This is a genomic window from Cronobacter condimenti 1330 (assembly GCF_001277255.1).
Classification (GTDB): Bacteria; Pseudomonadota; Gammaproteobacteria; order Enterobacterales; family Enterobacteriaceae; genus Cronobacter; species Cronobacter condimenti.
The window spans coordinates 3,137,219-3,161,623 of sequence record NZ_CP012264.1 but is presented as its reverse complement, the minus strand read 5'-3'; the positions used below and the strand labels follow the sequence as shown (position 1 = coordinate 3,161,623).

The window sequence follows — 24,405 nt, the reverse complement described above, 5'->3', positions numbered from 1 at the left end:
CTATGTTAGCATGAGCGCCCCGTTATCCGGTAAGGAAAATTCGCGTTAAGGCCCTGTAATGAACCGACATTCGCTGCTGCTTAATCTCTCGTTATTGAAAACCCATCCCGCCTATCGCGCGGTCTTTCTGGCGCGTTTTATCTCTATTCTTGGCCTCGGTCTGCTCGGCGTGGCGGTACCGGTACAAATCCAGACGCTCACCGGATCGCCGTTTCAGGTTGGGCTTGCCGTGACGCTGACGGGGGCCGCGATGTTCATCGGACTGATGACCGGCGGCGTGCTGGCCGATCGGCACGAGCGCAAAAAGCTCATCCTGCTGGCGCGCTCGACCTGCGGCGTCGGGTTTATCGGACTTTGGATCAACGCCATGCTACCCGCGCCGTCGGTGACGGCCATTTATCTGCTCGGCCTGTGGGACGGCTTTTTCGGCGCAATCGGCGTGACCGCGCTGCTGGCGGCAACACCGGCCATCGTCGGGCGTGAAAACCTGATGCAGGCGGGTGCGATCACGATGCTGACAGTACGTCTGGGATCCGTAATTTCGCCGCTGCTCGGCGGGATGCTGCTCGCCTGGGGTGGTGTGGCGTGGAACTACGCGCTGGCGGCGCTCGGCACCTTTCTGACGCTTCTGCCGCTGCTCACGCTACCTGCACTTCCCGCGCCGCAAATGCAGCGTCAGCACCCGCTACGCGCGCTCCTTGATGGGCTGCGTTTTCTTCTCGCAAGCCCCGTGGTGGGGGGCGTGGCGCTCATTGGCGCGCTGCTGACGATGGCGAGCGCGGTGCGTGTGCTGTACCCGTCGCTTGCCAGCCACTGGCAGATGGCGAGTGGCGAAATCGGCGTGCTTTATGCGGCTGTCCCGCTCGGCGCGGCGCTGGGCGCCCTTACCAGCGGCGGGCTCGCGCACGCCCCGCGCCCCGGCCGCACGATGCTTATCGCCTCGGTGCTGGCGCTGGCGGCAGTCGGCGTGTTCAGTCTGATGCCGTTCTGGCCGCTGGCCTTCGCGTGCCTGACGCTATTCGGGTACCTGAGCGGCATCAGCTCGCTTATCCAGTACACGCTCATCCAGACCCAGACGCCGGACGAGATGCTTGGGCGTATTAACGGGCTGTGGACCGCGCAAAACGTAACGGGAGACGCCATCGGGGCGGCGCTGTTAGGCGGAATGGGGGCGCTACTCTCGCCGGTCAGCTCTGCCAGCGCAGGTGGGCTGGGGCTTGCGGTCGTCGCGATAGTGCTGGCACTGCTTTTTGGCGAATTGCGCCGCCTGCGCCAGTCGCCGCCACCACCGGTACAGGCATAACAAAAAGGGGCCCGCAGGCCCCTTTTTTACAGGTGAAGATTAGGCTTTAAATAACGCCTCAAGCCGCTTAAGGAGCAGGCTTGCGCTGTAGTAATCGAGCCGGAAAGTTTCGGTGCCGAGTGCGTAAACCCGTTTGTTTTGCACCGCTGGCAGATGAGCCAGGAGCGGATCGCGCATCAGCGCCGTGGCGTCTTTATCATCACCTGCGAATAAAAACAGCGTCTCGCCGTTAAGCCCCGCGGCCAGATTCTCCCCGCCAAGCTGAATAATATCGTGGCGCTTGCCCATACTGGTAAGGCTTTGCAGAACAGGCGGCGGCGCAAGCGTAAAGCCGAGCTGGCCCAGCAGTTTCCCCTGCGCAGATTGCGCCGTCCAGAGATTCGCGCCGTGAGCGGCAGGGTTGTAGACCAGCGCGCTGACCGGCTGTGGCGGCAGTTTCATGTGCGTTTTCGCCTGCGCAAGCTGGCGGTCAAACTGCGCGATGCGCGCGGCGGCCTCTTTCTCGTGGCCCGTTATCTCACCAAGCTGCGTTAACAACTGCTGCCAGCTTTTATCGTCGTAATTAATCACAAGCGTCGGGGCGATGGCAGAAAACTGCTCATACAACGCCTGCGCGGAATCACCACCGGTGGCGCTGACCAGAATAAGATCCGGCATCTGCGCGGCGACCGCTTCGGCATTGGGCTCGCCGATATAGAGCCGCGCGACATGACGCGCTTTCGCCACATCGCCCCACTGGCGAAGAAACCCCTGGGCGTCGGCGACGCGGTTGCCCGGCGATGTGGCGCCGCTTGCGACGACCGGGGCGTCTATCGCCAGCAGCGAGCCGGTGAGCGTGACGCTGGTGGAGACAATGCGCTGTGGCGCTTTCTCAAGCGTTTGCACGCCGCGGCTATCGGTTATCTTGCGTGGCCAGTCGGCGGCCTGTGAAACTGAGGAAATTCCCAAAACCAGCAGGCTGGCGGCAAGCGCGGAGCGCAGTGCGGAAGTAAACGTCACGGCAACGTATCCTGTCAGAAGTGTTAATAATGCTTCTCATTTTCATGATTTGCCGCCAGGATGCAAGCGATGACACGCGCCGGAATTGACGTCTGCGGTTGACATGCCCGCGATTAAGCCTTAGGTTACGCCACCAAATACAAATGATAACAATTATCAGTTCTCTTTTTTGGTACAGGAGGAGCGCATGGACACGTCACTGGTTGAGGAAAGCCGCAAGGCAACCGTCTCTCTTTCATCCGACAGTTTTTTCTTCATGTCGCCTTATCGCAGTTTTACCACTCGTGGCTGTTTTGCGAGGCTCGATACCCCGGCGGCAGATGGCGCCCAGCGCCACGGCACGTTTCAGACCGCGCTGCGTGACGCCTTCGACGCTGCCTGTAAGCATGGCATCGCACGCCCGATTGTCGCAGGCGCCATCCCGTTCGACACCTGTAAACCCTCCGCGCTGTTTATCCCTGAAAGCCACAGTGATTTTCCCCGCAGCGAGGCTATCTTGCCCGAGCGCGACGGCACCGCGCCGCGCGTGGCGAGCCGTGAGGCTATCCCGGAACAGGACGTGTTTATGGCGATGGTCGCCCGCGCCGCCGCGCTCACCGACACGCCGCAGGTGAATAAAATCGTGCTGTCGCGGCTTATCGACATCACCACTGAAGCGCCACCCGATAGCCTGGCGCTGCTGGCACGTCTGGTGGCGCAAAATCCGGCGAGCTTTAATTTCCATGTGCCGTTGCCGGACGGCGGCACGCTGCTTGGCGCAAGCCCTGAACTGCTGCTGCGTAAAGATGGCAACACGTTCAGCTCGCTGCCGCTCGCGGGCTCTGCACGCCGTCATGCCGATGCCGCGCAGGATAAAGCGGCGGGGCAGGCGCTGCTTTGCTCTGCCAAAGACCGGCACGAACATGAACTGGTCACCCGGGCGATGCGCGATGTGCTTGTGCCGCGCAGCCAGCGTCTCGCCATGCCGGGCGCGCCGGAGCTCATTACCACGCCGACGCTCTGGCATCTTGCCACCCCGGTTGAGGGCGAAACGCGGTTTGCTGATGACAACGCGCTGTCGCTCGCCTGCCTGTTACATCCGACGCCTGCACTGAGCGGTTTTCCGCACGAGGCGGCGAAGGCGTATATCGCCGAGCTGGAACCTTTTGATCGCGAGCTGTTTGGCGGCATTGTCGGCTGGTGCGATGCCGAAGGGAATGGCGAGTGGGTCGTGACTATCCGCTGCGCGCGGCTGTTGCAAAACCAGGTACGACTGTTCGCGGGGGCAGGCATTGTGCCCGCCTCCGATCCGGCCTCGGAATGGCGCGAAACCGGCACCAAACTCTCCACCATGCTTCACGTTTTAGGTCTTCACTGAGGTTCTGCGCATGACTATCCCTTATACCCGCTGGCCGGATGATTTCGCCGCGCGCTACCGCGCCAAAGGCTACTGGCTCGATCTGCCGCTGACTGATATCGTCAGCCGCCACGCGCAAAGCGCCGCGACCGCGATTATCGACGGCGAACGCCGCTTCAGCTATGGCGACCTGGACGCCGCCGCGAACCGCCTCGCGGGGGCGCTCGCGCGACGCGGGCTGAAAACCGGCGATACCGCACTGGTGCAGCTTGGCAATGTGGCCGAGTTTTATATCGTTTTCTTCGCGCTGCTGAAAATCGGGGTCGCGCCGGTCAACGCGCTCTTTAGCCATCAGCGCACCGAGCTTGACGCCTACGCCCGCCAGATTGCGCCCGCGCTGCTGATTGCCGATCGCGAGCATGCGCTGTTTGCCGATGACGTTTACGTTAATTCGCTGAAAGACGCCTGCCCGTCGCTGCGCATGACGGCACTGCGCGGCGACACGCTGGATGCGCTGATTGCAGAACCGCAGGCCGGTTTCGTGCCCGCGCCGTCTGCCGCCGATGAAGTGGCGTTCTTTCAGCTCTCCGGCGGCAGCACCGGCACGCCAAAGCTCATCCCGCGCACCCACAACGATTATTACTACAGCATTCGTCAAAGCGTGGAGATCTGCCGCTTCGGGCGTGAAACGCGCTACCTCTGCGCGCTGCCTGCGGCGCACAACTACCCGCTAAGTTCACCAGGCGCGCTCGGCGTATTCTTTGCCGAAGGCTGCGTGGTGCTAGCGCGTGACCCGAGCGCGACGCTCTGCTTCCCGCTGATTGAACAGCATCAGATTAACGTGACCGCGCTGGTGCCGCCCGCCGTCAGCCTCTGGCTGCAGGCCATTCAGGAGTGGGGCGACAACCGTCAGCTAACGTCGCTCAGGCTATTGCAGGTCGGCGGGGCGCGCCTGTCCGACACGCTCGCTGCGCGTATTCCGGCAGAGATTGGCTGTCAGTTGCAGCAAGTGTTTGGTATGGCCGAAGGGCTGGTGAACTACACCCGCCTGGACGATCCGGACACGCGTATTTTCACGACGCAGGGCCGCCCGATGAGCCCGGACGATGAAGTCTGGGTTGCCGATGAACACGGCAATCCGCTGCCGCGCGGCCAGGTGGGAAGGCTAATGACGCGCGGGCCGTATACCTTCCGCGGCTACTACAACAGCCCCGAGCATAACGCCCAGGCATTCGATGCGAACGGTTTTTACAGCTCCGGGGATCTCATCGCCATTGATGAGGACGGTTACATCACCGTTCAGGGGCGCGAGAAAGATCAGATCAACCGTGGTGGTGAAAAGATAGCCGCTGAAGAGATAGAAAACCTGCTGCTCGGCCATGAAGCGATTGTGCACGCGGGCCTGGTCTCAATGGAAGACAGCCTGATGGGCGAGAAAAGCTGCGCGTATATCGTCACTAGCCGTCCGGTGAAGGCGGTGGAAATCCGCCGCTATCTGCGCGAGCTGGGCGTCGCCGATTTCAAGCTGCCGGATCGCGTGGAGCGCGTCGATGCGCTGCCGCTCACGCCGGTGGGCAAAGTGGATAAAAAACAACTGCGTCTCTGGCTGGCGGCGCGCCAGTCTGCAACTGAGTAAGGAAAGAAAATGGCTATCCCTAAACTAAACGCCTACGCGCTGCCGACGGCCGCGGATCTCCCGCAAAACAAAGTGAACTGGGCGTTTGAGCCGCAGCGTGCGGCGCTGCTCATCCATGACATGCAGGACTATTTCCTTAACTTCTGGGGCGAAAATTGCCCGATGATCGAGCAGGTGGTGGCGAACGTCGCCGCGCTGCGCCAGTTCTGCAAAGCCCAGGGCATTCCGGTTTACTATACGGCGCAGCCGAATAACCAGAGCGACGCCGACCGCGCGCTGCTCAACGATATGTGGGGACCGGGGCTGAACAACCATCCCGACAAACAAAAAGTGGTGGAGGCGCTCGCGCCAGATGCCGACGACACGGTGCTCGTGAAGTGGCGTTACAGCGCCTTTCATCGCTCGCCGCTGGAGCATTCGCTGAAAGAGACGGGCCGCGACCAGCTGATCATCTGCGGCGTCTATGCCCATATCGGCTGCATGATCACCGCCACCGACGCCTTCATGCGGGATATCAAGCCGTTTATGGTGGCCGACGCGCTGGCTGATTTCAGCCGCGAAGAGCATCTGATGGCGCTGAATTATGTTGCAGGCCGCGCCGGACGCGTCGTGATGACCGCCGATCTGCTGCCTGCCGCCGAGCCTGACGTACCGGGCAGCAAAGCGGCATTGCGTGCGCTCATCCTGCCGCTGCTTGATGAGTCTGACGAGCCGGAAGATGATGAAAACCTCATCGATTACGGCCTTGATTCCGTGCGCATGATGGCGCTCGCTGCGCGCTGGCGCAAAGCGCATGGCGACATCGATTTCGTGATGCTTGCGAAAAACCCGACGATTGATGCCTGGTGGGCGTTGCTTAGCCGGAAGCCGCAGGCATGAGGCTCGATTTCAGCGACCAAAACGTCTGGGTGACAGGGGCGGGCAAAGGGATCGGCTATACCACTGCGCGGGCGTTTGTTGACGCAGGCGCGAACGTGACCGGCTTCGATCTGGCCTTTCCGGGCGAGGATTATCCGTTTGCCTGTGAGACGCTGGATGTGGCGGACGCCGCGGCAGTGGCGAGCGCCTGTCAGCGGCGCCTCGGTGACCATGCGCGGCTTGACGTGCTGGTGAACGCGGCGGGCATTCTGCGCATGGGCGCGACCGACGCGCTGTCCGTTGCGGACTGGCAGCAGACCTTTGCGGTGAATGTCGGTGGTGCGTTTAATTTCTTCCAGCAGACGATGGCGCAGTTCCGCGCGCAAAAGGGCGGGGCTATCGTGACGGTCGCCTCCGATGCCGCGCACACGCCGCGCATCGGGATGTCCGCTTATGGCGCGTCGAAAGCGGCGCTGAAAAGCCTGGCGCTGACCGTGGGGCTGGAGCTTGCGGCATACGGCGTGCGGTGTAACCTGGTATCGCCAGGCTCGACCGACACCGACATGCAGCGCACGCTCTGGACAAGTAATGATGCCGAACAGCAGCGCATTCGCGGTTTCGCGGAGCAATTTAAGCTTGGCATACCGCTTGGCAAAATCGCGCAGCCGCAGGATGTGGCAAACACTATCTTGTTCCTGGCCTCGCCACTGGCAGGCCACATTACGCTACAGGATATGGTTATTGATGGCGGCTCAACCCTTGGAGCATAAGATGATCTGGAAACGTCATTTGACGCTTGATGAGCTGAACGCCACCAGCATCGGCACGATGGTGGAGCATCTCGGGATTGTATATACCCGCCTTGGCGACGACTGGCTTGAGGCAACGATGCCGGTGGATAACCGCACCCATCAGCCGTTCGGCCTGCTGCACGGCGGCGCTTCCGCCGCTCTCGCTGAAACGCTCGGCTCTATGGCCGGGTATTTAACCACCCGCGACGGGCAGTGCGTGGTCGGCACCGAGATTAGCGCATCGCACCATCGCGCGGTGTCGCAGGGCGTTGTGCGCGGGGTCTGCCAGCCGCTGCATATGGGCCGCCAGAGCCAGTGCTGGGAAATCGTGATATTTGATGAGCAGGGGCGGCGCTGCTGCACGAGCCGGTTAAGCACCGCGCTGCTGGGGTAAAGCCCGCGCGAGCGCCTTTCACCGCGTTATGTGAGGGAAGGCGATAGAGTAAGATGCGTAGCGGCGAACGGAACCGTTCACCGTGCGTGTCTGTTGCCCCCTCACTCCAGCCTTCTCCCCGCTCAGCATATTTGCCCCTCATTCGTGCGCGCTCCAGCGGAGAGGGGAAAACCCTCTCTGCCTGTTCGCCCCTCACCCCGCAGGCCGTTGGTAGGTGGGGTAAGCGAAGCGCTACCCTACTTACTTTTCCCTTTGCTCACCCTGTCTCCCTTATTCACGGCTTCCTGCCTCGCGTGATCTCGCTAACAGACTGGCGTAAATCCCTGCCGCGAAAACACGTTTCTCTGTGCCTTACATTGTTAAATTCTTATGAGTGATATAGAAACAAAATGTAACACCTCTGTTTCACTCATCGTTTCACTGAATGGATAACTATTATGACGAACTCAGGGAAATACCTTATCTGGGCAGTGCTATCTGTGGTGGGCGCCTTCGCGCTGGGCTATATCGCCCTTAATCGCGGCGAGCAAATCAACGCACTATGGATCGTGGTGGCCGCCGTCTGTGTTTATCTCATCGCGTACCGTTTTTACGGGCTGTACATCGCTAAAAAGGTGCTGGCCGTCGACCCGACGCGCATGACGCCCGCGGTGCGCCACAACGACGGGCTCGATTACGTGCCCACCGATAAAAAAGTGCTGTTCGGTCACCATTTTGCGGCAATTGCTGGCGCGGGCCCGCTGGTGGGGCCGGTGCTCGCGGCACAGATGGGCTATCTGCCTGGCATGATCTGGATACTCGCGGGCGTGGTGCTCGCCGGTGCCGTACAGGATTTCATGGTGCTGTTTGTCTCCACCCGCCGCGACGGGCGCTCGCTCGGCGAGCTGGTAAAAGAGGAGATGGGCAACACTGCGGGGGTTATCGCGCTTGTGGCCTGCTTTATGATCATGATTATCATCCTGGCGGTGCTGGCGATGATCGTGGTGAAAGCGCTGACCCACAGCCCGTGGGGAACTTATACCGTCGCCTTTACCATCCCGCTTGCGCTTTTTATGGGGATTTATATTCGCTACCTGCGGCCCGGGCGCATCGGCGAAGTGTCGGTGATAGGTCTGGTGATGCTGGTGTTTGCGATCATCTCCGGCGGCTGGGTGGCCGAAAGCGAAACCTGGGCGCCGTGGTTTGATTTCACCGGTGTGCAGTTGACCTGGATGCTGGTCGGCTACGGCTTTGTGGCGGCAGTGCTGCCGGTGTGGCTGCTGCTGGCCCCGCGTGATTATCTCTCCACTTTCCTGAAAATCGGCACGATCGTCGGGCTCGCCATCGGTATTCTCATTATGCGACCGACGCTCACCATGCCCGCCATGACGAAATTTATCGACGGTACTGGCCCGGTATGGACCGGCAATCTGTTCCCGTTCCTGTTTATCACTATCGCGTGCGGGGCGGTCTCGGGCTTTCATGCGCTTATCGCCTCCGGCACCACGCCGAAAATGCTCGCCAATGAAAACCAGGCCTGCTTTATCGGCTATGGCGGGATGCTGATGGAATCGTTTGTGGCGATTATGGCGCTGGTATCGGCCTGCGTGATAGATCCGGGCGTCTATTTTGCGATGAACAGCCCGATGGCGGTGCTCGCGCCTGCGGGCACCGTGGATGTGGTTGCTTCGGCGGCGCAGGTGGTAAGCGGCTGGGGCTTCCAGATAACTCCCGACACGCTTAATCAGATAGCCACTGACGTCGGCGAACAGACGATAATCTCACGCGCAGGCGGCGCGCCGACGCTGGCGGTGGGGATGGCTTACATCCTGCACGGCGCGCTGGGCGGCCTGATGGATGTGTCATTCTGGTATCACTTCGCCATTCTGTTTGAGGCGCTGTTTATCCTGACGGCTGTAGATGCGGGCACGCGCGCCGCGCGCTTCATGCTCCAGGATTTGTTGGGGGTTATCTCGCCGGGCCTTAAGCGTACCGATTCGTTGCCTGCAAACCTGCTTGCGACGGCGCTGTGCGTGCTGGCGTGGGGGTACTTCCTGCATCAGGGGGTTGTGGATCCGCTTGGTGGGATCAACACGCTCTGGCCGCTGTTTGGCATTGCCAACCAGATGCTGGCGGGCATGGCGCTGATGCTTTGCGCGGTAGTGCTGTTCAAGATGAAGCGCCAGCGTTACGCGTGGGTCGCGCTGGTACCGACAGCATGGCTGCTGGTGTGTACGCTGACCGCTGGCTGGCAGAAGGCATTCAGCCCGGATAACAAAGTGGGTTTCCTGGCTATCGCCAACAAATTCCAGGCGATCCTGGATAGCGGCACGATCCCGGCGCACTACACCGAGGCGCAACTGAGCCAGCTCGTGTTTAACAATCGTCTCGACGCGGGTCTGACCATCTTCTTCATGGTGGTGGTTGTGGTTCTGGCGCTCTTTTCAGTGAAAACGGCACTGGCAGCGCTTAAGCAGGACAAACCGACGGTTAATGAAACGCCGTACGAGCCGATGCCCGCTAACGCTGAGCAGAGCGTCGCGCAGGTGAAAAGCGCGCATTAAGCGAGAAGGAGGTTATGGTGGATAAGCTTGCGTTTATCCACCTGACTTTTCTCTGTCACTGGTGATGCAGGGCGGGTCAGCAAAGCGCCACCCGCCGTGACAACCGTCGAGGATAAAAAATGTTCGATACCCTTGCCAAAGCCGGTAAATACCTCGGCCAGGCCGCGAAAATGATGATAGGCGTACCTGATTACGACAACTACGTCGAACACATGCGGCTCAACCATCCGGATCAGACGCCAATGACGTATGAAGCGTTTTTTCGCGAACGCCAGGATGCCCGCTACGGCGCGAAAGGAGGGCCGAAGTGCTGTTAAGCGCCGCCTGGCGGCAGGTGTGATGTATTCACACGGATTGTAGCGTTGTCTCTTCCAGCCGCTGACGTTTACGCAGCGACGGGAAGAGGCGCATCCAGAGTCCGACGACCACCAGCGTACCGATACCGCCGATTGCGGCGGCGGGCACGGTGCCAAGCAGCGCGGCAAGCATCCCGGATTCAAATTCGCCAAGCTGGTTTGAGGTATTGATAAAAATCGAGTTAACGGCGTTAACGCGGCCCAGCATCTCGTTCGGCGTGTCGAGCTGCACCAGCGCGCCGCGGATGACCATACTCACCATGTCAAACCCGCCCGTGGCGAAGAGCGCGATAAGCGACAGCCACAGATTACTGGAAAGCGCAAACACCAGCGTCGCCACGCCAAAGCCCGCCACAGATAAGAACATAATCATCCCGACATGCTTCTCAAGCGAACGACGGCTTAACCAGAAGCCCACCAGCAGCGCGCCCACGGCCGGCGCGGCGCGCAGCAGTCCCAACCCCCACGGCCCGGTATGCAGGATATCGTGCGCATAGATGGGCAGCAGCGCAGTGGCACCGCCCAACAGTACGGCAAAGAGATCGAGTGAAATTACACCCAGCACATCGGGGCGCTCGCGAATGAACTTCACGCCTGCAAACAGCGTGGCGAGGCTCGCTGGCTGGCGCGCGGGTGGCGCCTGTTCATAGCGCAGGCGGCTTACCATCGCGACGGATATCAGGTACAACACGGCGGTCAGCGCATAGACCACCTGCGCGCCGAACACATACAGCAGGCCACCCAGCGCCGGGCCCATGATCATCGCCGCCTGGCTTGAGACCGCGCTTGCCGCCGTGGCGCGCGCCAGCAGGGCAGGCGGCACCAGGGCTGGCAGCATTGATTGCAGCGACGGTGCCTCCATCACTTTGGCGACCGAAATAATGAAAATCAGGCTCAGGATAATTTTTACATCGGCGAGGTGCATCACGGTGGCGGCGGCCAGCGTGCCAATGGCGAGCCACTCGACTAACTGGCCAATCAGCACCACCCGGCGGCGATCGCGCTGATCGGCAATGTGTCCGGCCCAGAGCGCCAGCGTGACGGACGGCAAAAACTGCACCAGCCCGATAAGGCCTAAGTAAAACGCGCTGTGGGTGAGGGCGTAAATCTGCCAGCCCACCACGATAGACAACATCTGAAAACCAAAGCCGGAGCAGGTGCGCGCCAGCCAGAATGCGACGAACGAGCGATGCGCCAGCAGCGACGCCTCGCCTCCACGGTGTACAGAAGCCATAACCCATCCCGGACAAGAAAAACGCGGCGTGAAAGGAATTATCGCCGCGTTGAGGAGCGTTAAGCCTACAGGCAAATCGCAAAAAGTGGCATCGCAGCCTGTGCGATTTGCTTAGCGGGCGAAGCTTTCCACTTTTGCAAATGCTGTACGCAGGGCCGCAGGCGAAAGGTCGACGGGTAACGCGTGAATGGATTCAACCGGGCGCAACGTATGGGCAATGATGCGCTCAAGCTCGGCGTCGTTGTGGATATCGACATCCAGTTCAGCAAGCGTTGTGGGCAGATTAAACCGCTGATATGCCGTAATAAGCTGCGCCAGCACCGCCTCCTGACCGAGCAGTGCGCTTTGCACCAGGATGCCGTAGGCCACTTTGGTGCCGTGCAGATATTTTTCCGTCTGTGGCAGCACCGTCAGGCCGTTGTGCACCGCATGCGCCGCCGCTACGCGGGTAAAGCGCTCGCCAAGCCCGCCGACCATCCCGCCGCCCGCAATAATGGCATCGATCACGTCGCGAAAATCCTGGGTCAGTGCGCCACGCTGTTGATCGGCAAGCGCTGCCTCGCTTTGGGCCAGCAGTACATCGCGAAGGGTGAGCGCGGCATTGATGCCAAGACGCACCGTCAGCGGCAGCCTGGCAGGCTCAGGCGCCAGCACCACCGCCTCATACCATTTGGCGAGCGTATCGCCGATGCCCGCGAGCAGATATGCCGCCGGCGCGCGCAGGATTATCTCCGGTTCGACCAGCACCAGATGGTTCGCGTCGTCGAAAACCTCAAAGTGCAGCGCCTGACCGGCGTCGTTGTACCAGACGGAAAGCGGTGTCCATGCCGCGCAGGTCGCGGCAATGGTGGGAATAGCGACCACCGGTAGCCCGAGGCGACGCGCCAGCGCTTTCGCGGTATCAAGCAACGCGCCGCCGCCCACGCCAATCACCACGGCGCGATCGTCACCCGCTTGTTCCGCGAGCGCATTGACGTCGCGCTCACTGCAATGACCGCGAAACAGAATGTGCATCGCGCCTGGCGCATCAAACGCGTCGGGGAGAAATGGGCGCGCGGCCTCAATGGCACGCTCGCCATATACCCAGACGGCGCGGGAGAGCTGCGCTGGTGTATAGAAATCAGTCAGGCGCGCCAGCGCGCCCTGATGTGAGTAGTAGTTGGCCGGGCCGGGAACTACGCGGATTGGCGTATCGCTCATGAGTGTTGTCCTTGTTGTGTATCGTCACATCCTGCCATAAAAGGCCATCCAGACGGCTAATTATTACGGTCTGCGCACATGCAATATTTTCACGTTGGCCATAAACGCAGCGGCAACCTGAAAAATTCTAATGTTACGTCCGGACATCTGGACGGCTAATAATTTTTTGCTTTATCTTATGCCTATTCATTCATTGCCAGCGAATATATCCGCGTGAATGATTGCCTTAACTGATTAATCATTCCTGTGGAGACGGTCCGCTATGTCCCTGAACCAGCGCATTGAGATGCGCGCGATATCCCTGGCCTTTAGCGGCTTCCCCGCGCTCACGCAGGTGGATTTCACCCTGCGCGCAGGCTCTGTGCATGCGCTCACCGGCGCAAACGGCGCGGGGAAATCAACGCTCATGGCGGTGCTCTCAGGCGCCTGGGATCACTACCAGGGCCAGATTTTACTGGATGGCGAACCTGTCAGTATTCGCTCGCCGCGCGATGCCAAAGCGCTCGGCATTCACCTGGTGCAGCAGGAGGTGGACGCCGCCCTGGTGCCTGGGCTGAGTATTGCGGAAAACATCATGCTTGACCGGCTGCGTGAAGGCGGATTGCGTTACCGCTGGGGCGAAACGCGCCGCCGCGCCCGTGCGGCGCTGGCGCAGCTGGATGTCGACATGGACGTTAACCGTCGCATCGAGAGCTGTTCCCTTGCCGAAAAACAGCACGTGCTACTGGCGCGGGCGCTCTCGCATCACTGCCGCTATTTGATCCTTGATGAACCCACTGCGCCGCTTGATCAACACGAGAGCGACCGCCTGTTCGCGGTGGTAAGACGCCTGCAGGCGCAGGGAATGGGCGTGGTGTTTATCTCGCATCGCATCCATGAACTGAAAGCCATCTGCGACACCCTGACGGTGCTGCGCGATGGCCGGTTGATTGAGAGCGGGCCGATGTCGGCGCTCTCTGGCCCCGCCATCATTGAAAAGATGCTGGGCCACGCGCTGGAGACGCTCTATCCGCCGCGCCGTCCGCCACTGAGCGATGACGTGCTGCTGGCGGTAGATGGCCTGCATGACGACACATTGCTTGAGGATATTTCACTGCGCCTGCGCAAAGGCGAGATCCTCGGCATCGCCGGGCTGGCGGGCGCCGGGAAAACCGAGCTTTGCAAAGCGTTGTTCGGCGCGAGTAAAAGCACGCTGCGCCAGGGGGAACTGGCAGGTCGTCCGTGGCGGCCTGCAAGCCCTGCCGATTCCGTCGCGCGCGGGCTGGCGCTGGTGCCTGAAGAGCGGCGCAAAGAGGGGATATTCATTGACGAGTCTGTCGCCATGAACCTCGCCGCCAGCGCCGATGGCAGTTTCACTCGCTGGGGCGTATTCGGGCGTCGCGACGCGTGGCGCTGGGCGCAGGACGTCATTGAACGTCTTGGCATTCGCGCCAGCGGGCCGGGACAACAGCTTCGCCGGCTGTCCGGCGGCAACCAGCAGAAAGTGGCTATCGGCAAATGGCTGCGCGGCGATAACGACGTGCTGATTTTCGACGAGCCGACCAAAGGGGTCGATGTCAAAGCGAAAACTGACCTGTTTAACCTGATTGACGGCCTCGCCCGCGAGGGCAAAGGCATTATTTACGCCTCCGGCGAATTTGCCGAGCTGGTGGGCCTGTGCGATCGCATCTGCGTATTGTGGGACGGGCGCATCGTGGCGGAACTGGATGGCCGTGAGGCCAGCGAAGAAACCTTACTACTCTATTCCACCGGAGGAACCCCCGCGTGAGCAAGGCCGCAACCCTGAAGCCCGCGTCATCGGCGCGTCACCAGCTGTTTGAGTTTTTCTATAAGTGGGGCATGTTGCTCACCGTCGTGGCGCTGGTCGCGCTGTTCGGCGTGGCGTCGGATAACTTTCTCGATCCGTTTAACATCATCAACATTCTGCGCTCCATCGCTATCGTCACGGTGATTGCCATTGGCGTGTCGGTGTCGCTGACCATCGGCGGGTTCGATCTCTCGGTAGGGTCGACCGCATCGCTTGCTAACGCGCTGGTTATCTCGTTGTTTGTCTGGCACGGCTTTGGCACCACGGAGGCGATTATCGTCACGCTGCTGCTCTGCACGCTGGTCGGGCTGTTTAACGCGTTTCTTATCGTGGTGCTGAAAATCCCGGACATGCTCGCCACGCTCGCCAGCCTGTTTGTGATTCAGGGCGTGGCGATGACCTGGAGCTATGGCGGTTCGATTACGCAAAACATGGTGATGCCGAGCGGCGAGATGGCGGAAGGCGCGATCCCTGAGGCTTTCAGCCTGCTGGGCCAGGTGCCGGTTATCGTGATTGTGATGCTGGTCGTGACGGTGGTGGCGCAGATTGGGTTGTCGCTCACCACGCACGGACGGCGCATGTACGCCATTGGCGGCAATGCTGAAGCGGCGCGCCTTTCTGGCATTCGTATTACGCGTTATAAAGTGGCCGCGTATGTGATTGCCTCACTGTTAGCGGGCCTTGGCGGCATCCTGCTCGCTTCGCGCATCGGCTCGTCGCAGGTCAATGCGGGCAGCGGCTATCTGATGGACGCCGTCGCGGCAGCATGGATAGGCTTCTCGCTTGCAGGCTCCGGCAAGCCAAACGCGCTTGGCACGCTGGTGGGCGCCGTCATTCTCGGCGTGCTCTCCAACGGGCTGGTGATGCTTTCAGTGCCGTATTACGCGATGGACATTATCAAAGGGCTGGTGCTCGCTGGGGCGCTTGCCATCACTTACATCCAGCGACGTTAATCACAGACAGGGAAATAAACAGAATGAAAAAACTGACGCTCTCTTTACTGGCGCTGGGCTTACTTTCCGCGCTGCCGGGCAAGGCGGCGACGCCTGCCCCGGTGCCGGACGCCATCGCCAGCCATAACGGGCCGGTGCGCATCGCGGTTATCCGCAATCTGGGGTCGGATGACAACACGACGCAGTTCGTGGCGGGTGCGATTCAGGAAGGCAAAAAGCTGGGCTTTAAGGTCAGCACCTTTTTGAGCAATGGCGATGACGCGAAATTCCAGGATTTCGTCAACCAGGCCATTAGCCAGAAATATGACGGGATCATTCTCTCGCAGGGCCGCGACCCGTATTCCACCGAGCTGGTAAAACGCATTGTCGATGCGGGGATCAAAGTCTCGGTATTCGATACGGCCGTGAAAGGCGACATTCCGGGCGTGACGGTGACGCAGCAGGATGACGCCTCACTGACTGCGCTCTCTGCAGGCCAACTGGTGAAGGATTTCAACGGCAAGGCGAACATCATCAAGCTGTGGGTGGCAGGCTTCCCGCCGATGGAGCGCCGTCAGGCGGCATTCCAGGAGATCCTTAAGCAGAACCCGGGCATTAAGGAACTGGAGTCTATTGGCGCGGTGTCATCAGACGTGCAGGGCGATACTGCCAACAAAGTGGGCGCGGTGCTGGCGAAATACCCGAAAGGCAAGATTGACGCCATCTGGGGCACCTGGGATGCCTTCAGCCAGGGCGCTTACAAGGCGCTGAAAGAGAACGGACGCACCGAGATCAAACTCTACAGCATCGATATCTCCAACCAGGATTTACAGCTGATGCGCGAGGCGGGCAGCCCGTGGAAAGTGAGCGTGGCGGTTGACCCGAAACTGATTGGCGCGACCAACGTGCGGCTTATCGCCAATAAAATCGCGGGTGAGCCGACGCCTGCGACGTATGACTTTAAAGCCGCGGCAATCCCGCAGGCCGTGCTGGCGGCGCAACCGGGGGCGGTGAATGTGGCTACGCTTGGGAAAATCATCCCCGGCTGGGGCCAGACCGAGGATTTCGTCGCGCCGTGGTTTGCGACGCTCGAAGCCAGATCAAAATAATGCCCGGTGGCGCTGCGTTTACGGTGTTGCAGGCCGGATAAGGCGCAGCCGCCATCTGCGAAAGGAGCTTAAGGTGATGGCATTACCTCAGCCCGATTACAGCCGCAATATGCGGCTGATTGGCCACAGCGACCAGGGCGGTCGCCCGGACGGCGTACAACTGATGGTGCATCGCGGTTTCGCGTATATCGGCCATATGGTGTCGCAAGGGTTTTCGATTGTGGACGTTCGCGACCCGACGCGCCCGAAAGCGGCAGGCTACGTGCCTGCACCGCCCGGCACCTGGAACGTGCACCTGCAGGCGCACGATGACTTATTGCTGGTGATTAATGCCCGCGATCTCTTTGCCGATGCGCGCTTTGCTGATGAAAAGGTCTATTACACCCGCCCGGTCGGCGACACCGTGCGCGACGTGGCGGAGAAAGGCTGGAGCGCCGGCCTTCGGGTGTTTGATATCTCCACACCTGACCAGCCGCGCGAAATTGGCTTTTTGTCGCTAAGCGGTATCGGTATTCACCGGATCTGGTACGTGGGCGGGCGCTGGGCGTATGTGTCGGCGCTGATTGACGGCTTTAGCGACTATATCTTTCTCACCATCGATATGGCTGATCCGCGAAAGCCCGAAGTGGCGGGGCGCTGGTGGCTGCCGGGAATGCACCAGGCCGCGGGTGAAGAAGCTCACTGGCCTGAGGGCAAACGCTACGCGCTGCATCACGCGATTATCGCAGGCGATACAGCGTACGGCAGCTGGCGTGACGGCGGGCTGACCATTCTCGATGTGAAAGACCGCAGTCGGCCTGCACTTATCGCACACCGCAACTGGAGCCCGCCGTTTGGCGGCGGTACGCACACGGCGCTGCCGCTGCCGGACCGCGACCTGCTGGTGGTGCTGGATGAAGCGGTGCTCGATAAGCAGGAAGATGGCGAGAAGTTTATCTGGCTGTTCGACATTCGCGAGCCGTCGAATCCGGTGAGCATTTCAACATTTCCGTCGCCGGATGACGCGGATTACGTGGCGAAAGGGGCGCATTTCGGCCCGCATAATTTGCATGAGAACCGCCCCGGCAGTTTCGTGAGTTCGACGCTGATTTTTGCGACATACCAGAACGCGGGTGTTCGCGCCTATGACATTTCTGACCCTTACCGCCCGGTGGAAACCGGCGCGCTGGTGCCTGCTGCGCCTGCGAAGATGATGGACACGCGGCCCGGACGCCCGCAGGTGATCCAGTCGTGCGACGTGTTTGTGGATGCACAGGGGATCATTTACAGCACCGATTATAACGGCGGGTTGTCGGTAATTGAGTATCTGGGGTAGCGGTTGATGCTGTGACGCTCACCCTGACTCTCTCAAAAAGGGGGAGGGAACCCGCTGGCATGAAAGGGGAATGGGGAGCGAGTAACGCTTTGCTTAGCCGCCCTCAGGCATAATGAAAGGTTAATTCGGAATGCAGGGGATTTTCGCCCTCTCCCCTGTGGGAAGAGGGCCGGGGTGAAGGGTTGCGCTTAACCGTACTGGCGCACGCGGGCGACCAGCTCTTCAGCGCTGTCGATACGTGGGGCGAGCAGGATTAACGCCTTGCCAAGCCCAATCGCGTGACGCAGACACGAATGCTTCATCTCTTCATCGCGGATGGTGTCGATATCCGCCACATGGGACAACCCTACGCTGCGGCGAATCAACTCAGTGCCTGCAAAACCAATTGCGTCTGCCCAGACTTTTTGTAAAAACGCGCTGGCGTAACCTGGCTGTGCAAGCGCCACGTCGCGGGTTTTCTCACGCGCCAGGGTCTGGAACCGCTCGGCGAAGGTATGCCACAAGGTGGCGATATCGATCAGGCGCTGCTCGCGCGCGTCGGCGGCTTCACGGATGCCAAGCTGGCCTGGCGCGCCGCAGTAGTTCAGCAACAGATTGCCGATGGCCGTGCCGACATCAAAGCCGATCGGGCCGAAATAACCAAACTCCGCGTCGATAGCCTTCAGGCTGCCGTCGGCGACAAAAATCGAGCCGCTGTGAATATCGCCGTGCAGCAGCGCTTCGGCATGGGAGAGAAAGCGGTGTTTGAGCGCCGCCACGGCAGCTTTTAACGGCGCGTCATCGCGCAGCGCGGCGACCTCAGGCTCAATGGCTGCCGGATAGTGATTACGCTCGTGGATCTGATAGGGGTCATTGAAAAACAGATCTTCGGTGATTTCGCACATTTCAGGGTTAATAAAGCGCGCCACCTGCGCCTTTTTTTCATGCGGGTGCAGAAAGAAATCGCTGGTGTGAAACAGCGTCTGCGCCAGGTATTCACCCAATTGCTGCGCGGCCTGCGGATAATGCACGCCGTTAATCAGCTCGCCGCGCCAGATGCGGTGGTCGGACAGATCTTCCATCACCATGACTGCCAGTTCCGGGTCGTAATGGTGAATTTTGACGGTGTGCGCCGGGCAGTGCTGATAGTGTTCCACCAGCGTCTGGGCCTCAAGGCGCGCGCGGTCAAGCGTCAGCGGCCAGGATTCGCCTACGCAGCGCACATAGGGCAGCGCCTGTTTGACGATAACGCGGCTCACGCCCTGATTATCAAAGATTTTAAAGACCAGATTGAGATTGCCGTCGCCGACCTCCTGTGCGCTTACCAGTTCATCAGGCACGCTGAGTCCGCCATAGTGTTGCGCATAAGCCACCGCATCGCTGGCCGTAAAGGTTCGGTATTGCGACATTGCTGAGATCCTCATTCAATCTGGTTATTGAGCCGTTCAGACGTCTATACATCTGGATTTCATCCTGACACAATAGAACACAATAACGCAACAGGGATTTAACGCATGCAGACACTACAGACAACCAGCCTGCGGGTGGCCGATAACACGCTCTGGATCCTCGACCAACAGGCGCTGCCGCAGCAGAAAAACTGGCTGCCCGCCGATACCACCGAGGCGCTGGTCGCCCATATTCACGCTTTACGGGTGCGCGGCGCGCCGCTGATTGGGCTTTCTGCCAGCCTGTTGCTGGCGTTGCTTGCCGGGCAGGGCATGACGCGCGACGCGCTCGCTGAAGCACTGGAGACCCTGCGCGCGGCGCGGCCTACGGCGGTGAATCTGATGAATAACTTAGATCAGATGAAACAGGCGCTGGCGCAAGAGGATTATGTGGCGGCGCTCGACGCGCAGGCGTTGGCGCTGGTGCAGGAAGACCGCGAGTTGTGCGAGCGCATCGCGCGCGCCGGCAGCGGACTGGTTAAGCCCGGCAGCCGCCTGCTGACACACTGCAACACCGGCGGGCTTGCGACGGCGGGCGTTGGCACCGCGCTTGGCGTTATTGCGCGCGCCCATGAAGAGGGCAAGGTGGTGAACGTCTGGGTGGATGAGACGCGTCCTTTGTTGCAGGGCGGGCGCTTAACTGCCTGGGAGCTGGGCGAACGGGGTGTGCCGTATCAGCTTATCACCGATTCGATGGCGGCAAGCCTGATGGCGCAAGGCCTGGTGGATGCCGTCTGGGTGGGTGCGGACAGAATAGCCGCCAACGGCGATGTGGCGAATAAAATCGGGACGTATTCGCTGGCGGTACTGGCGAACTATCACCACGTACCGTTTTACGTGGCGGCGCCGCAAACCACGCTCGACCCGGATTGCCCGAACGGCGCCGCCATTCCCATTGAGCAGCGAGCGGCGGCGGAAGTGACAGGTGTGGCAGGCAGTTTCGGCGCGGTGCAGTGGGCGCCGCAAGACGCACGAGTTTATAATCCGGCGTTTGACGTGACGCCCGCTGCGCTGATTAGCGGCTGGGTGCTGGATAGCGGCGTGGTGACTCCACAGGATGTGGCGAACGGACGTTTCGCCCGGTAAAAACAGCGTCCGCGAGAGGCGGACGCTGATGGCTTACACCCAGTCACGCACAGGCAGGAAATCGCGATACAGCGCTGCCTCCGGGCTGTTCTCTTCCGGCTGGTAGCCATATTCCCAGCGCACCAGCGGCGGCATCGACATCAGAATCGATTCGGTGCGTCCGCCGGTTTGCAGCCCGAACAGCGTGCCGCGGTCCCAGACCAGATTGAACTCCACGTAACGTCCACGGCGGTAGAGCTGAAACTCGCGCTCGCGCTCGCCCCAGGGCTGCGCTTTGCGACGCTCCACGATGGGCAGATAAGCGTCGAGATAGCCGTTGCCGACGGCCTGTATAAACCCAAAGCAGGTGTCGAAATCGGGCGTGTTGAGATCGTCAAAGAACAACCCGCCGATGCCGCGCGCCTCCTGGCGATGCTTCAGATAGAAGTAGTCGTCGCACCATTTTTTATAACGTGGATAGACATCCTCGCCGAACGGCTGGCAAAGATCGCGCGCGGTGCGGTGCCAGTGCGCGGCGTCGTCTTCAAAACCGTAAAACGGCGTTAAATCGAACCCGCCGCCAAACCACCAGACCGGATCGGTGCCCGGTTTTTCGGCGATGAAAAAGCGCACGTTAGCGTGGCTTGTCGGCACGTAGGGGTTGCGTGGATGCACCACCAGCGAAACGCCCATCGCTTCGAAGCTGCGGCCCGCCAGTTCCGGGCGATGCGCGGTGGCGGATGCGGGCATCGCGTCGCCATGCACGTGAGAGAAGTTGACGCCTGCCTGCTCAAAAACGACGCCATCGCGCAGCACGCGGCTGCGCCCGCCGCCGCCCTCGCGCTGCCAGGCGTCTTCGACGAAGCTGTCGCCATCAACCGCGGCCAGCTGCTGGCAGATGCGGTCCTGTAAATCGAGCAGGAAGGTTTTTACGCGCTGAATATCCGGTGCCATCGTTAGCCTCGTTTCGAGTGGGCTTTATGGTTATCGAACCAGTTGAAATAGCTTATCACCCCGTTGGCGATGGCCGTCGCTATCTTCTGACGGAAGGCGGCGGTGCCGAGCAGTTTTTCTTCCTGCGGGTTGGTGATGAAGGAGGTTTCTACCAGCACGGACGGGATCGACGGTGATTTCAACACCACGAACGCCGCCTGCTCGGTGTTGCGGCTGTGCAGATGATGCACCGGTTTTATCTGGCGCAGGATATGCGAGCCGAGCGTCAGGCTGTTTTTAATGGTGTCGGTCTGTACCAGGTCAAACAGTACCTGCTGGAGATAATGATCTTTATTCTTCACGCTGCTGCCCGCCACGTCGTCGGCGGCGTTTTCGCGATCGGAGAGATACTTTGCCATGGCGCTACTGGCGCCGCGGTTAGAGAGCGCAAAGACCGACGCACCCGCGGCGCTTGGGCTGGTGAAGCCGTCGGCGTGGATCGACATAAACAAATCCGCGCCGTGTTTATGCGCGATTTCTACGCGATCGTAGAGCGGGATGAATGTGTCGTTGTTACGGGTCAGTTTGGCGTCGATGCCGTGGTTACGAAGGATGGCGCGCACGTTTTTGGCAATCGCCAGCACCACGTGCTTTTCCCGGGAGCCGTTATGACCAATAGCGCCGGTATCAATGCCGCCGTGGCCCGGATCGAGCATCACAAGGCGGCGCGCGCCTGCTTTTTTCGCCTTCGGTTTGCTATGGCTGTTACGCGTGTTGAGCGCAGGGCTCTCTTCTTTCGCCAGTGCCGGTTTTAACGTGGTCAGCGCGAGTGCAGCGAGACCGGTGCGTAGCAGCTGACGGCGCGAGGTGAGTTTTTTTAATGGTTTGAAAGTGCTCATGCGTCCTGACTTCTGATTTTACTGTCCTGGAGTGTTATAACCTGGCGTAACGGGGTGGAACGACACCCTGTCGCAACAAAAGTTTTACGATTCATTTCAGGGCGTGATGAGTTGGCAGTATGCCATTTTCAGTGAACTTTTGCCGGACATATTGGCTATTGAGGCCGATAGCGCCATAATCTCGTTTTTTATGCCATAAAAGATGGGGAATACCATGGAGATACGCGTTTTTCGCCAGGCAGACTTTGAAGAAGTCATCACCCTGTGGGAGCGCTGCGATCTGCTGCGTTCGTGGAACGATCCTGAGATGGATATCGAACGTAAACTCAACCATGACCCGGATCTTTTCCTGGTAGCGGAAGTCAGCGGCGAAATCGTCGGCTCTGTGATGGGCGGCTATGACGGCCATCGCGGCTCGGCGTACTACCTCGGTGTTCACCCGGAGTTTCGCGGGCGCGGTATTGCGAATGCGCTGCTTAACCGGCTGGAGAAGAAGCTCATTGCGCGCGGCTGCCCGAAAATCAATATCCAGATCCGGGAAGAAAACGATGTGGTGCTCGGCATGTATGAACGGCTTGGCTATGAACATCAGGATGTGATTAGTCTTGGCAAACGGCTTATCGAGGATCAGGAATACTGATACGAGTCACCCGGCCGCAGCCGGGTGAGCCTGGCATTAGCTTTTGGTGATTTTCTTCACGTCGATCTCAACGGAGTTCCAGTCTTTATCCACTTCGCCCTCAAGGCGCACTTTATCTTTCGGCGTGACGGTGACGCCGTTCCAGACGTGGTCGTCGATATCGACATTCACGCTGCCGCTGGCATCGCGGAATTCATAAAGCTCTTTACCCATTTTGCGGACAATGTTGCCTTCCAGCACCACCCACGCGTCGTCGCGCAGGTTTTTCGCTTCGCTAACGGTCGTGCTGGCAGCATCCGGCCCCTGAAAACCGCCTTTAGCGGCAGTCGCGCTGGCGCTGTTATCCGGGCCTGAGAAACCGCCTTCCTGCGCCATCACGGGCACAGCGGTGAATGCTGAGGCGGCGACACACAGGGCGATAAGCTGTTTTTTCATTTCCATCTCCTTGGGTTATGCACGACGAAGACCTTTCTTCGCCTTGTCAGACAGTGACATAATTCTGGACCCGATGCGGGCGTAGTCCAGGATTTATACATGTTTTTACCTTCTGATTATGATAACCAGGGCTGGCTGAAGCTCCCGGCGCTCTTCTGGGCGGTGCTGTTGTTACAGGCGCGTACCTGGGCGTTGTTCGTGCTGGCAGGCGCATCGCGTGGGCAGGGCGAGGCGTTACTGGGACTGTTTTATCCTGACCGGCAGAGCTTCTGGATGGGCCTTGCGGCAGGCACGCCCGCGATGCTGACGTTTTTATTAAGCGGGCGGCGGCACGGCTTTCCGCGGCTGTGGCGGGCCGCTCGCTATGTCCTGATGCTGACCCAGGCGCTGATGCTGGTGTCCCAGGCGTTGTTGCTCTGGCGCGATACGGCCGGGGGGATAGCGCTGGCCCTGTTGGTGCTGGACGCCTGGGCATTGTGGCTGCTGATTTCGCATCGCCGCCTGGCCGCCTGTTTTGAAACGCCGCAGCCCTGAACGGCACTTTTTGCCGTCTTTGCGCTCCAACGAGACGTTGTCGACTGATTAAAGGAACCGTTATGAAGAAATTGCCTCTGCTGCTGTGTGGGACGTCGTTATTACTGGGCGGATGCTCAACGCTCTCCAGTGTGAACTGGTCGGCGGCGGCCCCGTGGCACTGGTTTGACTGGTGGGGCTCCTCGCTTGAAGTGACGGAAAAAGGCGTTGGCGATATCACCGCCGACACGCCGCTTGAAGAAGCCGCGCTGCATGAGGCGCTGGGTGATGACTACCGGCTGCGCAGCGGGATGCGAGCCAGCGGCGGCACGATTGTTCGCTATTTCGAGGCGATGAAAGAGAACCAACTGGCGCTGGTGGTAAATGGCGAAAACGGCAAAGTGAGCCGCATCGAGGTGCTGGATAAAGCGATTGCAACCGACAGCGGTGTGGAGATTGGCACGCCGTTTGGCGATCTCTTCAAAAAAGCTCAGGGCGCGTGCCAGAAAGCAGGCGCGTCGGATGAGGCCGCCGTTGAGTGTCAGGCACCCGGCAGCGAGCATATCCGCTATGTGTTTAGCGGCGACTGGCGCGGCCCGCAGGAGCTGATGCCGCCAGACGATACGCTCAAAGGCTGGACGCTGAAAAAGATTGTCTGGCACCGCGGATAGCCTTGCGTA

Annotated in this window: 23 protein-coding genes; 16 read left to right on the top strand and 7 right to left on the bottom strand. The window is 60.2% G+C overall.

Annotated elements, in window-relative coordinates; genetic code table 11:
- The first annotated feature begins 58 nt into the window (after positions 1–58).
- On the top strand, positions 59–1,303 hold the full coding sequence (entS, locus tag AFK62_RS14470) for an enterobactin transporter EntS (RefSeq protein WP_007672189.1): 1,245 nt from the start codon (positions 59–61) through the stop codon (positions 1,301–1,303).
- 39 nt (positions 1,304–1,342) lie between these two features.
- On the opposite strand, the gene fepB is transcribed toward entS, so the two are convergent.
- Positions 1,343–2,284 (bottom strand): Fe2+-enterobactin ABC transporter substrate-binding protein, encoded by a 942-nt coding sequence (gene fepB, locus AFK62_RS14465; protein WP_200908870.1) that lies wholly within the window; start codon positions 2,282–2,284, stop codon positions 1,343–1,345.
- Positions 2,285–2,489: 205 nt separating this feature from the next.
- On the opposite strand from fepB, the gene entC reads away from it, so the two are divergent.
- The 7 genes from entC (at position 2,490) to AFK62_RS14430 (ending at position 10,177) form a co-directional block, all read left to right on the top strand.
- Positions 2,490–3,659: an isochorismate synthase EntC gene (gene entC, locus AFK62_RS14460; RefSeq protein WP_007672183.1), complete on the top strand. Its 1,170-nt coding sequence runs from the start codon at positions 2,490–2,492 to the stop codon at positions 3,657–3,659.
- A 10-nt stretch (positions 3,660–3,669) separates the two neighbouring features.
- On the top strand, positions 3,670–5,274 hold the full coding sequence (locus tag AFK62_RS14455; RefSeq protein WP_007672181.1) for a (2,3-dihydroxybenzoyl)adenylate synthase: 1,605 nt from the start codon (positions 3,670–3,672) through the stop codon (positions 5,272–5,274).
- A gap of 9 nt (positions 5,275–5,283) precedes the next feature.
- A complete protein-coding gene (locus tag AFK62_RS14450) occupies positions 5,284–6,153 on the top strand; it encodes an isochorismatase (RefSeq protein WP_053531981.1) in 870 nt (289 codons plus the stop codon).
- Positions 6,150–6,902, top strand: coding sequence for a 2,3-dihydro-2,3-dihydroxybenzoate dehydrogenase EntA (gene entA, locus AFK62_RS14445; protein WP_007672177.1), 753 nt, complete (start codon positions 6,150–6,152; stop codon positions 6,900–6,902). Before AFK62_RS14450 ends, entA begins: the two co-directional genes overlap by 4 nt.
- Before the next feature lies 1 nt (position 6,903).
- Positions 6,904–7,317 carry a proofreading thioesterase EntH gene (gene entH / locus AFK62_RS14440; protein ID WP_007672174.1) on the top strand — a complete coding sequence of 138 codons (414 nt, stop codon included), beginning with the start codon at positions 6,904–6,906 and terminating at the stop codon, positions 7,315–7,317.
- Between the two features lie 437 nt (positions 7,318–7,754).
- Positions 7,755–9,860, top strand: a complete 2,106-nt coding sequence (cstA, locus tag AFK62_RS14435) for a pyruvate/proton symporter CstA (protein ID WP_053531980.1) — start codon at positions 7,755–7,757, stop codon at positions 9,858–9,860.
- A 119-nt stretch (positions 9,861–9,979) separates the two neighbouring features.
- Complete coding sequence (locus AFK62_RS14430; RefSeq protein WP_007672170.1) at positions 9,980–10,177, top strand: YbdD/YjiX family protein; 198 nt, start codon at positions 9,980–9,982, stop codon at positions 10,175–10,177.
- Positions 10,178–10,205: 28 nt separating this feature from the next.
- On the opposite strand, the gene AFK62_RS14425 is transcribed toward AFK62_RS14430, so the two are convergent.
- Both AFK62_RS14425 and AFK62_RS14420 read right to left on the bottom strand, forming a co-directional pair.
- Positions 10,206–11,450: an MFS transporter gene (locus tag AFK62_RS14425; protein WP_053531979.1), complete on the bottom strand. Its 1,245-nt coding sequence runs from the start codon at positions 11,448–11,450 to the stop codon at positions 10,206–10,208.
- Between the two features lie 111 nt (positions 11,451–11,561).
- The gene (locus AFK62_RS14420) at positions 11,562–12,650 is read right to left on the bottom strand and encodes an oxidoreductase (protein WP_007672163.1); all 1,089 of its coding nucleotides are present in this window, start codon (positions 12,648–12,650) and stop codon (positions 11,562–11,564) included.
- Positions 12,651–12,912: 262 nt separating this feature from the next.
- Between AFK62_RS14420 and AFK62_RS14415 the strand changes: the two genes are divergently transcribed.
- The 4 genes from AFK62_RS14415 (at position 12,913) to AFK62_RS14400 (ending at position 17,813) form a co-directional block, all read left to right on the top strand.
- Complete coding sequence (locus AFK62_RS14415; RefSeq protein ID WP_007672161.1) at positions 12,913–14,418, top strand: sugar ABC transporter ATP-binding protein; 1,506 nt, start codon at positions 12,913–12,915, stop codon at positions 14,416–14,418.
- Complete coding sequence (locus AFK62_RS14410) at positions 14,415–15,410, top strand: ABC transporter permease (RefSeq protein ID WP_007672151.1); 996 nt, start codon at positions 14,415–14,417, stop codon at positions 15,408–15,410. The genes AFK62_RS14415 and AFK62_RS14410 overlap by 4 nt, the downstream gene beginning before the upstream one ends.
- A 23-nt stretch (positions 15,411–15,433) precedes the next feature.
- The gene (locus AFK62_RS14405) at positions 15,434–16,498 is read left to right on the top strand and encodes a sugar ABC transporter substrate-binding protein (RefSeq protein WP_007672147.1); all 1,065 of its coding nucleotides are present in this window, start codon (positions 15,434–15,436) and stop codon (positions 16,496–16,498) included.
- Between the two features lie 73 nt (positions 16,499–16,571).
- Positions 16,572–17,813, top strand: coding sequence for an LVIVD repeat-containing protein (locus tag AFK62_RS14400; protein WP_193352475.1), 1,242 nt, complete (start codon positions 16,572–16,574; stop codon positions 17,811–17,813).
- Between the two features lie 188 nt (positions 17,814–18,001).
- On the opposite strand, the gene mtnK is transcribed toward AFK62_RS14400, so the two are convergent.
- Positions 18,002–19,201 carry an S-methyl-5-thioribose kinase gene (gene mtnK, locus AFK62_RS14395; RefSeq protein WP_007672138.1) on the bottom strand — a complete coding sequence of 400 codons (1,200 nt, stop codon included), beginning with the start codon at positions 19,199–19,201 and terminating at the stop codon, positions 18,002–18,004.
- A 105-nt stretch (positions 19,202–19,306) separates the two neighbouring features.
- On the opposite strand from mtnK, the gene mtnA reads away from it, so the two are divergent.
- Entirely contained in the window at positions 19,307–20,326 is a 1,020-nt protein-coding gene (gene mtnA / locus AFK62_RS14390; RefSeq protein WP_007672137.1) for an S-methyl-5-thioribose-1-phosphate isomerase, read from the top strand.
- Positions 20,327–20,359: 33 nt separating this feature from the next.
- Here the strand turns inward: mtnA and hemF are convergent, their stop codons facing one another.
- Together hemF and amiA are read right to left on the bottom strand one after the other, a co-directional pair.
- Positions 20,360–21,259: an oxygen-dependent coproporphyrinogen oxidase gene (hemF, locus tag AFK62_RS14385; RefSeq protein ID WP_007672136.1), complete on the bottom strand. Its 900-nt coding sequence runs from the start codon at positions 21,257–21,259 to the stop codon at positions 20,360–20,362.
- Between the two features lie 2 nt (positions 21,260–21,261).
- A complete protein-coding gene (gene amiA / locus AFK62_RS14380) occupies positions 21,262–22,137 on the bottom strand; it encodes an N-acetylmuramoyl-L-alanine amidase AmiA (RefSeq protein ID WP_007672135.1) in 876 nt (291 codons plus the stop codon).
- A gap of 214 nt (positions 22,138–22,351) precedes the next feature.
- Between amiA and AFK62_RS14375 the strand changes: the two genes are divergently transcribed.
- Complete coding sequence (locus tag AFK62_RS14375; protein ID WP_032984393.1) at positions 22,352–22,777, top strand: GNAT family acetyltransferase; 426 nt, start codon at positions 22,352–22,354, stop codon at positions 22,775–22,777.
- Between the two features lie 36 nt (positions 22,778–22,813).
- Here the strand turns inward: AFK62_RS14375 and AFK62_RS14370 are convergent, their stop codons facing one another.
- Positions 22,814–23,212, bottom strand: coding sequence for a YgiW/YdeI family stress tolerance OB fold protein (locus AFK62_RS14370; protein WP_007672130.1), 399 nt, complete (start codon positions 23,210–23,212; stop codon positions 22,814–22,816).
- 99 nt (positions 23,213–23,311) lie between these two features.
- On the opposite strand from AFK62_RS14370, the gene AFK62_RS14365 reads away from it, so the two are divergent.
- The gene (locus AFK62_RS14365) at positions 23,312–23,746 is read left to right on the top strand and encodes a DUF2919 domain-containing protein (RefSeq protein ID WP_007672127.1); all 435 of its coding nucleotides are present in this window, start codon (positions 23,312–23,314) and stop codon (positions 23,744–23,746) included.
- Between the two features lie 62 nt (positions 23,747–23,808).
- Positions 23,809–24,396, top strand: coding sequence for an RpoE-regulated lipoprotein (locus tag AFK62_RS14360; RefSeq protein ID WP_007672123.1), 588 nt, complete (start codon positions 23,809–23,811; stop codon positions 24,394–24,396).
- Positions 24,397–24,405 lie beyond the last annotated feature (9 nt).